Below are 12,082 nucleotides of genomic sequence, written 5' to 3' on the forward strand. Positions count from 1 at the left end.
CTGATGTCGTGGAAGACCCGTCTGCGACGCCCGAACCCCAAGGTCTTGAATGACCCTCAGTGTCAGGCTGGTGGTGCCGCACGGTGTGCGGTTATGGTCCGGCCTTGATCACGTGGTGACTCGGAATGACGTTGCCGCTGCTGGCTTGTGAATGAACTGTCCCGCGTGATCAAGGCCCGGGCCAGGCTGGCCTGACCTGATAGAAGCGTGGGCAAACGCCATCCACCTCAATTGAGGCGTGTCCGACCAGCCCGGCCCGGAATCGACGCACATGTCTCCGCTCACCGGAAGGACACGCACCCCGCCCATGGTGGTCATCGGAATCGATCCGCACAAGTCCAGCCATACCGCCGTCGCAGTCGATGAGACCGGCCGCAAACTCGCCCAGCACACCGTGCCCGCCACCCCCGACGGGCTCCTGCGCCTGCGCACCTGGGCCGCGGCCTGGCACCGCCGGAAGTGGGCCGTCGAAGACGGCCGCGGCATCGCCGGGCGACTGGTCCGCACCCTGATCGGGCACGGCGCCACCGTCATCTGGGTCCCCCCGAAACTCATGGCCCGCACCCGCGCCTCGGCCCGCACCCGCGGCAAATCCGACCCGATCGACGCCCTCGCCATCGCCCGCGCCGTCCTGCGCGAACCCGACCTGCCCACCGCCCACCTGGACCAGGCCGCCCTCGACCTGCGGCTACTGTCCGACCGCCGGGACTACCTCATCACCCGCCGCACCGCGGCGATCAACCAGCTGCGCTGGCACCTGCACGACCTCGACCCCGCCCTCGACCCCGGCACCTCGTCACTGACCGGACCGCGGCGGCTGAGCACTCTCACCACAGCCCTGACCGGCCTCCCGGCAAGTGTCCGCCGCGACCTGGCCCTGGACCTGACCGCCGAGATCACCACCCTCGGCGAGCAGATCACCCGGCTGGAACAGCAGCTCACCCAGCAGATCACCACACACGCACCCTCGTTACTGGCGATCGTCGGGATCAGCGTCGTCACCGCCGCGAAGATCATCGGGGAGACCGCCGGAATCACCCGGTTCCGATCAGCGGCGGCCTATGCCATGCACGCCGGCACCGCACCCATCCCGGTCTGGTCCAGCAACCGAACCCAATACCGGCTCAACCGCGGCGGCAACCGCCAGCTCAACACCTGCCTGCACCGCATCGCAATCACCCAGCTCGCCCACCACCCACCCGCCCGCGACTACCGCGCACGATGGACCGCCGAACATCCGCACGCCAGCACCAAAGCTGCATTACGCGCTCTGAAACGCCACCTCACCAACACCATCTACCGGGCCCTGCTCACCGACCACCACCGACTCCACCCAGCAACTTGACATAGAAGCTTCATTCAGGACCTCGGAGGTCCCGAATGAGTCATTCGCGACGCGCGCGGGTGGGCGGGCGTCAGGCTTCGGGAGCCGCGTACTTCTGGCGCAGCCGGGCTTCGATCTCCGCGTCCGTCTCCGGCTTCGGCTCGGTCTCCGCGAGCGCTTTCAGGCGCTTGTCGGAGCGCCGCACGGCCCACACCACCACCAGCAGGCCCAGCGCGTACAGCGGGTACCCCATGGCGATCTTCGCGAACGCCAGCCAGCCGGTGTAGTCCTCCTGGTAGAGCCACCGCTGCACGACGAACCGGGCGGCGAACACCAGCGCCAGCGCCAGCGTCGCGATGTCGTAGCCGTAGCGGGACGGCTTGTCCTTGCGCCACGCCTGGCCGGTGCCGTTGAGCACGTTCCAGACCACGCCCGCGATCGGCCAGCGCACGACCACCGACAGCACGAAGACGCCGCAGTAGACGAGGCTCGCGTAGATCCCGAAGAGGAAGAACCCCTTCGCCGAGCCCGTGCGGTAGGCGATGAACGCCGCGATCGCGACGCCGAAGAACCCGGAGATCGCCGGCTGCAGCGGCTCCTTGCGGACCACCCGCAGCACGGTGATCGCCACCGCGCTGCCGACCGACGTCCAGATGGCCGCGGTCAGGCCGAAGAACGCGTTCGCCAGGACGAAGACGATCACCGGCACCGAGGAGTAGATCAGGCCGGACACGCCGCCCATCTGCTCGAGCAGGGTCGGCTGCGGTTCTTCGTCCGCGTCGGTCTTCTTCTCGCTCGGGGCGGGTTCAGTCACGATGGGTGATCAACTCACTGGGCTCTGGAGTTCGTAATAGGGGTTGTACAGCACCTTCTGGCCGGCACGCTCGGCCATCCGGCCGCGCACCTTGATCGTCCGGCCAGGCTCGATGCCCGGGATCCGGCGGCGGCCGAGCCAGATTAGCGTCACGCCCTGTGTCCCGTCGAACAGCTCGGCCTCCAGGGTGGCGGCCTCGTTCGTCGGGCAGAGCTCCACGCTGCGCAGTCTGCCCATCACGGTGACCTCTTCGCCGGAACGGCAGTCGCAGGCCCGCTGCGCCCCTTCGGCACCGGACCTCATGGACATCTCGTCGGCGTCGAGATCCTCGACGTCGCTGGTCAGCTTGCGTACCAGCCGGCTGAAGTAGCCGCCGTCTTTGGCGGACATAGGTGCTCCTGTGCTCCGGGGCCCCCGACTAACTGCTTGCGGCCCGTGCGATTCCAGCGTACTGCGGTCCCCGCCAGGGAAACGCCTTTGCGCAAAGATCGCAACGTGACGTCCGCTATCAGAGTTCCCGCCGCGGTGCTGCTGCCCGGCACCGGCTCGGACGAGGTGTTCGTCCGGGCCGTCTTCGAGGGCCCGCTGCGCGCCTTCGGTGTCCCGCTCATCGCGCCACCACCACCGCCCGGGGCGGCGCTGGCCGAGGGCTACCTGGCCACCCTCGACGCGCTCGCGGACGAACACGGCGAACTGCTCGTCGGCGGCATTTCGTTCGGCGCCCACCTCGCGGCGGAGTGGGCGGTCGCCAACCCGGGCCGTTGCGGGGGCCTGCTGGCCGCGCTCCCGGCCTGGAACGGCGCCCCGGGCTCGGCACCCGCGTCGCTCGCCGCGACGCTGTCGGCGGATCTGGTGGCCGAATCCGGGGTCGGCGCCGCGCTGGCCCAGACGGCGGGCAGCCCGGACTGGCTGCGCACGGAACTCGACCGGGCGTGGCGCCGCCACGGCGACGGCCTGGCCGACAGCCTGCGCGTCGCCGCGGGCCGCCCGTCACCCACGCTGGCGGACCTCGCGGCGCTGGACGTCCCGGCCGGGATCGGCACGTGCACCGACGACCCGATACACCCGACGAAAGTCGCATCGGAGTGGGCGGGCGCACTCCCCCGCGCGGCCCTCGGCGAGACGACCCTCACGGCGTTGGGCGCCGACCGCGAGTCCCTGGGCCGGGCGACCGTCCTCGCGTTCCTGAAGGCCCGGATGCGCTGAAGGCCACCATCAGGGCGTCCCGCGCCCTGATGGTGGCCTTCAGCGGCTTCTCAGCCTTGCTGCTGCTGGGCCGCGATGTGCTCGGCGACGGCTTCGGGCAGCGTGATGGTCAGCGGGGTGCGGACCGGCATGGGCGCGTCGCCGCGGTCGACGATCGTGCGCCGCACGATCTCGCGCAGCACCTCGACAGCGGGCGCGGCCTCCGACTGCGGGCCGGCGATGACACCGCGCAGCATCCACCGCGGCCGGTCGACGCCGACGAACCGCAGCGCGACGTCGCCGACGATGGCCGAGATCTCCAGGCCCCACACGCCGCGGCCGATGTTGACCTTGGCGCCGTCAGCGCGCAGCTGCTCGGCCAGCTCGGTGCTGACCTCCCGCCACAGCCCGCCTGAGCGCGGCGCGGCGTAGGCGCTAACGGTGATCTGGCCCTGCTCGGTGACGACGTGCACGGCGCGCACGCCCTGCGTCTCCGGGTCCATTTCGACCTGGACCTGGGAACCGTCGGGCACCGGCACCTTCACCGAGCCGAGGTCGATCCGCGGGACGCCGTCGTCCTCGAAGTCCGCGACGTCGAACGGGCCGTCGGAAACATCCGAAAGTTCCGACTCCTCGTCGTCGTACGCCTCGTCCTCGATCGTGTCGTCGGCCTCGGGCGCGGCGTGCCGTCCGGCGGACCCGCCCTCGGTCCGCCGCTTGCGTCCGAAAATCCCCACTACTTCTCCGTTCCTTCCCCCGTGCCGGCGCTCGCGGCGAGCGCCGGTGCTCCCAGTGTGGCGTGTCCACCCGTGGAGCCGTAGCCTCCGTCGCCCCGTTCGGTGGCGTCGAGCTCGGCGACCTCGACGAACTCCGCGTGCTCGACCCGCTGCACGACCAGCTGGGCGATGCGGTCGCCGCGCGCGAGCTCCACCGGCGTCACCGGGTCGTGGTTGATCAGGCAGACCTTGATCTCCCCGCGGTAGCCCGCGTCGATCGTGCCGGGGGTGTTCACCACCGAGAGCCCGACCCGGGCGGCCAGGCCCGACCGCGGGTGGACGAACCCCGCGTACCCGGGCGGGAGGGCGATGGCGACGCCGGTGCCGACGACGCCGCGTTCCCCGGGTTTCAGCACGATATCCGAGGTCGTGACGAGATCGGCGCCCGCGTCGCCCGGTCGGGCGTAGGCGGGCAGCGGGACATCCGGGTCGAGCCGGGAGAGGAGTACCTGAACGCTGGACACGGGCGGCGAGATTACTCTGTTCCCGTGCGTGAATCAGCGAAGACGGCCGCGAGTGCCGCGGTCCGGCACTCCGAGCGGCTCTACGTCCCGTGGTGGGGCTGGCCGCTGCCGGTGCTCGGCGCCATCCTGCTGGCCGCCGAGATCGACCTCGGCTACCCGGGCGTCCGGGCGTGGCTGCCGTACGTGATCGCGCTGCCGGTGGTCGTGGCGCTGCTGCTGTCGCTGGGCCGCTCGAAGGTCCGGATCACCGGCGGCGACGAGCCGGAGCTGTGGGTCGGCGACGCGCACCTGCCGCTGCGCTACGCCGGCGAGGTGGAGATCTTCGACAAGGACGCCAAGCGCAAGGCCCTCGGCCGCGACGGCGACCCGGCCGCCTACGTGCTGCACCGGGGCTGGGTCGGCCCGGTCGTGAAGGTCCGGCTGACCGACGCGAACGACCCGACGCCGTACTGGCTGTTCAGCACCCGGCACCCCGAGCGCGTCGCCGAGCTGCTCAAGGGCGCCTGACCCCCTCGAGACATGGGAAGGGGGCCGGCCTGCCGGCCGGCCCCCTTGTCCCCAGCGCGCTTCGAGCCTCCCCCTCGGTCCTCGAGGCTCTCCGTCGCGTCTGTTCGTCCCCTGTCGAGAACCCCTGCGCCGGTCAGGCGCAATCGCGGCAGATCAGGCGTCCGCCGTTGTCCTCGGCCAGCCTGCTGCGGTGGTGCACCAGGAAGCACACCGAGCAGGTGAACTCGTCCGCCTGCTTCGGCACCACCTTCACGGTCATGTCCTCACCGGAAAGCCCGGAGAGGTCGGCACCCGGCAGCTCGAAGTTCTCGGCGGTCGCGTCCTCGTCGACGTCGACGACGCCGGACTGGTTCTCGTTGCGCCGGGCCTTGCAGCTCCTCCAACGAGTCTTCGGCCAGCTCGTCGGCTTCGCTGCGGCGCGGAGCGTCGTAGTCGGTAGCCATGTTGTCCCTCACCCCTGCGATCAGCTTGTGTAGTCGTTTCCCGGACCCCCGGGTGCGCCCGTGAGTCCGCCGTGCCGCTGGTCAACGTTCCAGGGCCGCTGTTTGTGCCCGACGGCCGAAGTGACCGAGGTCTCTTCTTTTTGCGCCTCTTCCTGCGGCCGGAGCCCGGGAAGGGTAGCTCACCGCGATCCGGGTTCTGCAACGAGTCAGACATTGCCGGGGAATCGTCACCCGACAGGGGGAACCCGCAGGTAAGACGCGGTGTCGTCCATTCGGGTTGCCCCCGGGTGGAGAACTTCACGCGGGGCCCGTGTCCGCTTGCCCTGCGCGACTCCGGCGTGGTGCGATCGGCGGACGGGGATCGGGGTTTGGGGTACGTGAACTGGATCTCGCGGGGGTCCGGGTGGCGGAGCCCCCGGCTCGGGGCGAAGCCCCGGGTCTCAGCGGGGTGACCCGGGACGGTGCGCGCCGCTCGCAGCGCTTAGGCTGAGCGGCCACGACGGTGGGCACGCACCGGTCGTTTCGGTGTTCGGGAAGGGACGGGCAGGTGGCGTCGGGGAACGGCATCGGGGACCGGGGGGCGCGGCCGTATCGCAAGCACAAGCCGCTGCCGGCGCTGATCGTGATCGGCGTGCTCGCGCTCGGCGCGATCATCGTCTGGGTGAACGCCGCGGTCGGCAAGGGCGACGTCGACGAGGCCGTGAAGTGCGACCCGCCGGCCAGCCCGCCGCCGGGAGTCACGTTCAGCACGCTGCCGCACAACGCCCTCGACGACCGCGCGCCGGTGCCACCGGACAAGGTCGCGGTGAAAGTCCTCAACGCCTCCAGCACCCGCGGCCAGGGCGGCATCGCGACGACGTCGCTGAAGGAGCTGGGCTTCACGGGCGCGGCCGAACCGGCGAACGACCCGGCGTACGAGGGCCGCGTGGCCAAGTGCCGCGGCCAGATCCGCTTCGGCGAGAACGGCGTGACGGCGGCGCGGACGATCAGCCTGGTGGTGCCGTGCGCCGAGCTGGTGCAGGACAACCGCAAGGACGCGAGCGTGGACCTGGTGACGGGCACGCTCTTCGGCGACATCCGCCCGCGCCCGGAGGCCCGCCAGATCCTGACGCAGCTCGCGGACTGGTCGAAGGCCCACCAGGGCGGCGGCTCGAACGAGCAGTCGGCGGGCGCGAAGGCCCCGGTGATCGACCAGACGCTGCTGGCCTCGGCCCGCGACGTGGAGTGCTGACAGCCGCACAACCCGCGCGCGTGAGGGGGACCCCCGGTTTTTAACCTACCGGAGGGGGCTGACAGTTCCGGGCGCGCGAGGGTGCCCGCAGGTCGCGAGTGAGTCATTCGCGACCTGCGACGCCCCGAATGAGTCATTCGCGACCGGCCGGACGGGGCAACGACACACCGCGCCCGCCCCGAGCGCCCCAAGGCGGCCTTGGTTGCGTTGGATGGGCACTGCGGCGCGAAGCGCCTCCGCTGAGGGTGGCGGCGGCGGCATGGGTGGAGCACCCAATGTGGCCTTCGGTGCGTCTGACGCACCGAAGGCCACATTGGAGCGCTGTGGACCGGCAGCTCAGACCTCCGCGGCCCCACAATCGACCAAGGCCTTCCGCAACGGCTCCACGATCGACGGCGCCGCCGCGTAGGTCGCGTCAGCCCCCAGGTCCGCCGCCGCGCCCGGGAGGAGCACCTGAGCGCCCGCCTCCGCCGCGATCAGCGCTCCCGCCGCCCAGTCCCAGCGGTTGAGGCCGTGCTCCACGTACGCGTCCAGCCAGCCCGCCGCCACCGCGCACAGGTCCAGCGACGCCGCCCCGTTGCGGCGGATGTCGCGGACCTGTCCGAGCAGCGAGGCCGCGAAGCGCGACTGGCGCGTCCGTCGCTCCCGCGCGTATGCGAAACCGGTTCCGACCAACGTCAACTCGAGCCGCGGAGGCGCCGACACCGCCAGCTGACGGCCGTCCAGGAACGCGCCCTGGCCGCGCGCCGCCGACCAGACCCGGCCGCTCGCCGGCTCCACCACCGCTCCCGCCACCGACTCGCCGCCGACCTGTGCCGCCACCGACACCGCGAACCACGGGAGGCCGTAGAGGAAGTTGACCGTCCCGTCGATCGGGTCGACCACCCACGTCACCCCGTCGCCCGCGGCGCCGCCGCCCTCCTCGCCCAGCACCGGCTCGCCCGGCCGCAGCGAAGCCAGCCGGTCCCGCACGAGCCGCTCCGACTCGTGGTCGACCGCGGTCACCACGTCGGTGGCCCCGGACTTGGTGCCCACGTCCACCGAACGGCCTCTCGCCATGCCCTCCCAGGCCTCGCGGACCAGCTCGGCGGCGTCCGTCGCGACCTGCACCGCGACGCTTTTCAGCAACGACTCGTCAACTCCCACGTCCGACATGTCACCACATCCGGTTAAAGTCTCCGAGGCAGGCTTCTGAATCGTGCGAGAAGGGACCACGTCCGTGGTGGAGGCGACCCGCCGAGGTTTCGGCATCGACATCGGCGGCAGCGGGATCAAGGGCGCCTTGGTCGACCTGGACAAGGGGCAGCTCATCGGCGACCGGATCCGGATCGACACGCCGAAGAAGTCCACGCCCTCGGCGGTGGCCGACGTCGTGCACGAGATCGTGACGCAGGCGGGCTGGGACGGCCCGGTCGGCGTGACCCTCCCCGCGGTCGTGAAGAAGGGCGTCGCGCACACCGCGGCCAACATCGACAAGCAGTGGATCGGCACCGACGCCGACGCCCTGTTCGCCAAGCGGCTCGGCCGCGGCGTCGACCAGATCGCGATGCTCAACGACGCCGACGCGGCGGGCATGGCCGAAATCCGTTTCGGTGACCCGGTCGCGCGCAAGGGCGTCACCGCGTTGCTCACTTTCGGAACCGGTATCGGCAGCGCCGTGTTCCAGGACGGCAAGCTCGTCCCGAACACCGAGTTCGGCCACCTGGAGATCGACGGGCACGACGCCGAGAAGCGCGCCGCCGCGTCGGTGAAGGACAACGAGGGGCTCTCCTACCCCGAATGGGCCAAGCGCGTGCACCGTTATCTGACCGTGCTCGAAAACCTGATCTGGCCCGACCTGTTCATCGTCGGCGGCGGGGTCAGCAAGAAGGCCGAGAAATGGGTGCCGCTGCTGGACATCCGCACTCCGGTGCTGGTGGCGACGCTGCAGAACAACGCCGGGATCGTGGGCGCGGCGGCGGCCGCCGCGGAGGGTATCCAGCACTAGATCCGGGCCCGGAACCGGGCCGGAGGGTGATCGCTTCGCGACGCATGCGCGTACCGTCGTTACAATGGAACACGGCCCACGGCTGCGGAGGCCAAAACCGCAGGCCGAGGCGTGATCCCCGAATGTGAGGCAGCAGTGGCACCCGTGCCGTTGCTCGTCATGATCGACCGCTGCGAAAGGGCGTAAGTGGCAGCCGCAAGAACCGCAACCCGAGGCGGGACGAAGACCGCGACCGCAGCCGGCGAGCCGGCCGAAGAGGCAGCCACCGGGACGGCGAAGCCAGCGGCGCGCAGGACCACCACCGCCAAGAAAGCGCCGGCCAAGAAGGCCCCGGCGAAGAAGCCCGCGACCAAGGGCGCGAAGACCGACGACGGCGAGCCGGACGGTCCCGGCGAGCTCGACGAAGCCGAACTCGACTCGCCCGACCTGTCGGACCTGGAAGAGGTCGAGGTCGACGTCGTCGACGAGACGGTCAACGACGAGCCGGACACCGACTCGGCCGACGACGACGATGACGACGAGGAAGCCGACGAGGAGACCCCGGCGGCCCGCCGTCGCGGCGCGGCGGCCGACAAGAGCAAGGGCGGCTCCGACAACCCGGACTTCGTCTGGGACGAGGAGGAGTCCGAGGCGCTGCGCCAGGCGCGCAAGGACGCCGAGCTCACCGCGTCGGCCGACTCCGTGCGGGCCTACCTCAAGCAGATCGGCAAGGTCGCGCTGCTGAACGCGGAGGAGGAGGTGGAGCTGGCCAAGCGGATCGAGGCCGGGCTCTACGCCGCCGAGCGCGTGCGCACCGCCGAGGAAGAGGGCGAAAAGCTCGTCACGCAGATGCGCCGCGATCTCAAGTGGATCGTGCGTGACGGCGAGCGCGCCAAGAACCACCTGCTGGAGGCGAACCTCCGGCTGGTCGTCTCGCTCGCCAAGCGCTACACCGGCCGCGGCATGGCGTTCCTGGACCTGATCCAGGAGGGCAACCTCGGCCTGATCCGCGCGGTGGAGAAGTTCGACTACACCAAGGGCTACAAGTTCTCGACGTACGCCACGTGGTGGATCCGCCAGGCGATCACCCGCGCGATGGCCGACCAGGCCCGCACCATCCGCATCCCGGTGCACATGGTCGAGGTCATCAACAAGCTGGGCCGCATCCAGCGCGAGCTGCTCCAGGACCTCGGCCGCGAGCCGACCCCGGAAGAGCTCGCGAAGGAGATGGACATCTCCCCGGAGAAGGTCCTGGAGATCCAGCAGTACGCGCGCGAGCCGATCTCGCTCGACCAGACGATCGGCGACGAGGGCGACAGCCAGCTCGGCGACTTCATCGAGGACTCCGAGGCGGTCGTCGCGGTCGACGCGGTGTCGTTCACGCTGCTGCAGGACCAGCTCCAGTCGGTGCTGCAGACGCTGTCCGAGCGCGAGGCGGGCGTGGTCCGGCTGCGCTTCGGCCTGACCGACGGCCAGCCGCGCACGCTCGACGAGATCGGCCAGGTGTACGGCGTGACCCGTGAGCGCATCCGGCAGATCGAGTCGAAGACGATGTCGAAGCTGCGCCACCCGTCGCGGTCCCAGGTGCTGCGCGACTACCTGGACTGAGTTTCCTTTACGGGACAACGGAAAACCCCGCCACCTGCTCGAGGTGGCGGGGTTTTCCGTTGCTCAGGGGCGGCCGGTCAGCGTCGTCCAGGGGACGTGCACCGTGACCCGCTCCCGCAGCTGTTCGTTGAGCAGCCACAGCTCGCCCGTCGCGGGCCAGTACGACAGGTTCTGGCTGTTCACCGGCGCCTGCCCGGACAGCCTCGACGTCGACACTCCCCCGACGCCGCCGTGGAGGCACGACGGGTGGTCGCCCGCCACGCCCGCGTACTCCGGGCACACCCCCGTCAGCACGAAGTAGCCGTTGCGCGACACCGCGCCCTGCATCCCCCACACCGGCGACGAGAAGCCCTCGACGGCGTGCACCAGCCCGTCGGCCGACGTCTTCAGGCGGCCCGTGGCCGGATCGAACGGCCAGCGCAGGATCCGGCCACCCGCCGCGGCCGGGACGTGCTCGGCCGTGACGAACGTGGAATCGCTGTGGTCGAAGGAAAGCGTCGACAGGCAGGGGCGCGCGCCCGTCGCCGTCGTGCACGCGCCGCCGCCCGGGTACCAGTACGCGCCGATCTGCGGCATCGCGTAGTCGTAGTACGCCGCGTGGTACTTGCCGTCGCTGCCGAGGCCGACCGTCGACGCGCTGTCGTCGACCTTCCAGAAGTGCGTCGTGTCGAACACGCGGATCAGGCCGCCGGTGGTCGCGACGTACAGGAGCTTCCCGGACCACGTCATGCCGTGGCCGTGTCCCGCGACCACCGCGAAGTTGGTGTCGGACGTGGGTTCCACGAGCAGGACGTGCCGGTAGCCGAGACCGGTAGCGTCCACAAAGGACAGCCGGACCATGGTGTCGCCCGGGGTGTGCCACGAGGTCGCGACGACGCGCTTGCCGCCCACGGTCCCGGTCGCCGGGTCGGCGTCGCCGGAACCGGTGAGGCCCTGCGGGATCCAGTCGTTGGTCTGGTCGTCGTTGGCGTCTTCCCAGCAGAACCCGGCGGGCTTCAGCGCGGCGGCGAGGTACGTGCCGTGGCAGAGCGGCCGGGCCGTGCGGTTGGTGTCGCCGAGCAGTGAGGAAAGCCCGCGCGGAGGCAGCTTGGCGTCCAGCGCGGCGACGCGCGCGCCGTAGGTGGCGAAGGTGTCGCCCGAGGTGAGCCGGTAGCCGTCGACGGTCGCCGCGGCCAGCCGCGGGAAGCTCGCGGCGGCTTCGGCCGGGGCCGCCAGGCCGAGCAGGAGCAGCACTACGAAGCCGATCAGGAGTCGCATGCCGGGAGGGTGCCCCAGGCGCGTACACGAGCCGTACAAGTCAGGGGACGGCGAGGCCGCTCTCCCGCAGCGACTGCTCGACGCGCAGGCGTTCGATCTCGCGGTCCATGCCCTCGGGCAGCTCCGCGAGCCGGTGCGGGACGCCGACCTGGCGGCACGCCTGGGTGAGCAGCTCGTCGTACGCCTGCCGCGTGCCGAAGCGCCGGGCCGCGGGGGTGCCGGAGGGGTAGTCGGCGAGCAGCCGGTGCACGCGACGAAGGTCGGCGGCGACGCGCTCGATCGGCGGGCCGTCCGGCGCCGGGGCCGCTCGCTTCTCGCGGATCCAGCGGACCAGCTTCGGAACGCGCAGGGCGCACCAGAACAGCACCGTGGGGGCGAAGCAGACCACGGCGAAGAGGATCAGGTTCACGAGGACGCCGGAGCCGTCCATGCACCGATGGTAAGCCCGCGACACCCGCCCCGCGGAGACTTTTCCGCGCCGGGGGCGGCACTTTCACGTGAAAGTGC

Annotated in this window: 13 protein-coding genes and 1 pseudogene; 6 read left to right on the forward strand and 8 right to left on the reverse strand. The window is 70.9% G+C overall.

The window, feature by feature from the left end; all coding sequences use genetic code 11:
* Positions 1-307: 307 nt before the first annotated feature.
* Positions 308-1,345: an IS110 family RNA-guided transposase gene (locus QP939_RS49300; protein ID WP_285453868.1), complete on the forward strand. Its 1,038-nt coding sequence runs from the start codon at positions 308-310 to the stop codon at positions 1,343-1,345.
* Positions 1,346-1,415: 70 nt separating this feature from the next.
* Here QP939_RS49300 and QP939_RS49305 read toward each other — a convergent pair whose 3' ends face one another.
* Together QP939_RS49305 and QP939_RS49310 are read right to left on the reverse strand one after the other, a co-directional pair.
* The gene (locus QP939_RS49305; RefSeq protein WP_285453869.1) at positions 1,416-2,138 is read right to left on the reverse strand and encodes a DUF3159 domain-containing protein; all 723 of its coding nucleotides are present in this window, start codon (positions 2,136-2,138) and stop codon (positions 1,416-1,418) included.
* A 9-nt stretch (positions 2,139-2,147) separates the two neighbouring features.
* Entirely contained in the window at positions 2,148-2,528 is a 381-nt protein-coding gene (locus tag QP939_RS49310) for an OB-fold nucleic acid binding domain-containing protein (protein ID WP_103350466.1), read from the reverse strand.
* A 135-nt stretch (positions 2,529-2,663) separates the two neighbouring features.
* On the opposite strand from QP939_RS49310, the gene QP939_RS49315 reads away from it, so the two are divergent.
* Positions 2,664-3,344: an alpha/beta fold hydrolase gene (locus QP939_RS49315; RefSeq protein WP_285460026.1), complete on the forward strand. Its 681-nt coding sequence runs from the start codon at positions 2,664-2,666 to the stop codon at positions 3,342-3,344.
* Positions 3,345-3,394: 50 nt separating this feature from the next.
* Here QP939_RS49315 and QP939_RS49320 read toward each other — a convergent pair whose 3' ends face one another.
* Both QP939_RS49320 and dut read right to left on the reverse strand, forming a co-directional pair.
* Positions 3,395-4,060 (reverse strand): DUF3710 domain-containing protein, encoded by a 666-nt coding sequence (locus QP939_RS49320; protein ID WP_285453870.1) that lies wholly within the window; start codon positions 4,058-4,060, stop codon positions 3,395-3,397.
* Positions 4,060-4,563, reverse strand: coding sequence for a dUTP diphosphatase (gene dut / locus QP939_RS49325; protein ID WP_285453871.1), 504 nt, complete (start codon positions 4,561-4,563; stop codon positions 4,060-4,062). The genes QP939_RS49320 and dut overlap by 1 nt, the downstream gene beginning before the upstream one ends.
* 24 nt (positions 4,564-4,587) lie before the next feature.
* Between dut and QP939_RS49330 the strand changes: the two genes are divergently transcribed.
* On the forward strand, positions 4,588-5,070 hold the full coding sequence (locus QP939_RS49330; protein WP_285453872.1) for a DUF3093 domain-containing protein: 483 nt from the start codon (positions 4,588-4,590) through the stop codon (positions 5,068-5,070).
* 133 nt (positions 5,071-5,203) lie between these two features.
* Here the strand turns inward: QP939_RS49330 and QP939_RS49335 are convergent.
* Positions 5,204-5,513, reverse strand: a pseudogene (locus tag QP939_RS49335) (DUF4193 domain-containing protein).
* A gap of 547 nt (positions 5,514-6,060) precedes the next feature.
* Between QP939_RS49335 and cei the strand changes: the two are divergent.
* Positions 6,061-6,744: an envelope integrity protein Cei gene (cei, locus tag QP939_RS49340; RefSeq protein ID WP_285453873.1), complete on the forward strand. Its 684-nt coding sequence runs from the start codon at positions 6,061-6,063 to the stop codon at positions 6,742-6,744.
* A 336-nt stretch (positions 6,745-7,080) separates the two neighbouring features.
* On the opposite strand, the gene QP939_RS49345 is transcribed toward cei, so the two are convergent.
* Complete coding sequence (locus QP939_RS49345) at positions 7,081-7,899, reverse strand: inositol monophosphatase family protein (RefSeq protein ID WP_285453874.1); 819 nt, start codon at positions 7,897-7,899, stop codon at positions 7,081-7,083.
* Positions 7,900-7,963: 64 nt separating this feature from the next.
* Here QP939_RS49345 and ppgK point away from each other — a divergent pair, with 64 nt between their 5' ends.
* Positions 7,964-8,731 (forward strand): polyphosphate--glucose phosphotransferase, encoded by a 768-nt coding sequence (ppgK, locus tag QP939_RS49350; protein ID WP_414641785.1) that lies wholly within the window; start codon positions 7,964-7,966, stop codon positions 8,729-8,731.
* Between the two features lie 186 nt (positions 8,732-8,917).
* On the forward strand, positions 8,918-10,318 hold the full coding sequence (locus QP939_RS49355; protein ID WP_285453875.1) for an RNA polymerase sigma factor: 1,401 nt from the start codon (positions 8,918-8,920) through the stop codon (positions 10,316-10,318).
* Positions 10,319-10,381: 63 nt separating this feature from the next.
* Here the strand turns inward: QP939_RS49355 and QP939_RS49360 are convergent, their stop codons facing one another.
* Together QP939_RS49360 and QP939_RS49365 are read right to left on the reverse strand one after the other, a co-directional pair.
* On the reverse strand, positions 10,382-11,575 hold the full coding sequence (locus QP939_RS49360) for a hypothetical protein (RefSeq protein ID WP_285453876.1): 1,194 nt from the start codon (positions 11,573-11,575) through the stop codon (positions 10,382-10,384).
* A 40-nt stretch (positions 11,576-11,615) separates the two neighbouring features.
* Positions 11,616-12,005, reverse strand: a complete 390-nt coding sequence (locus QP939_RS49365) for a hypothetical protein (protein ID WP_285453877.1) — start codon at positions 12,003-12,005, stop codon at positions 11,616-11,618.
* Positions 12,006-12,082: the final 77 nt, after the last annotated feature.

It is taken from the genome of Amycolatopsis nalaikhensis (assembly GCF_030264295.1).
Lineage (GTDB): Bacteria > Actinomycetota > Actinomycetes > Mycobacteriales > Pseudonocardiaceae > Amycolatopsis > Amycolatopsis nalaikhensis.

Coding starts and splice junctions, on each gene's coding strand:
- QP939_RS49300 (WP_285453868.1), top strand. CDS start 308: ATGGTGGTCATCGGAATCGATCCGCACAAGTCCAGCCATACCGCCGTC.
- QP939_RS49310 (WP_103350466.1), bottom strand. CDS start 2,528: ATGTCCGCCAAAGACGGCGGCTACTTCAGCCGGCTGGTACGCAAGCTG.
- QP939_RS49345 (WP_285453874.1), bottom strand. CDS start 7,899: ATGTCGGACGTGGGAGTTGACGAGTCGTTGCTGAAAAGCGTCGCGGTG.
- QP939_RS49360 (WP_285453876.1), bottom strand. CDS start 11,575: ATGCGACTCCTGATCGGCTTCGTAGTGCTGCTCCTGCTCGGCCTGGCG.
- QP939_RS49365 (WP_285453877.1), bottom strand. CDS start 12,005: ATGGACGGCTCCGGCGTCCTCGTGAACCTGATCCTCTTCGCCGTGGTC.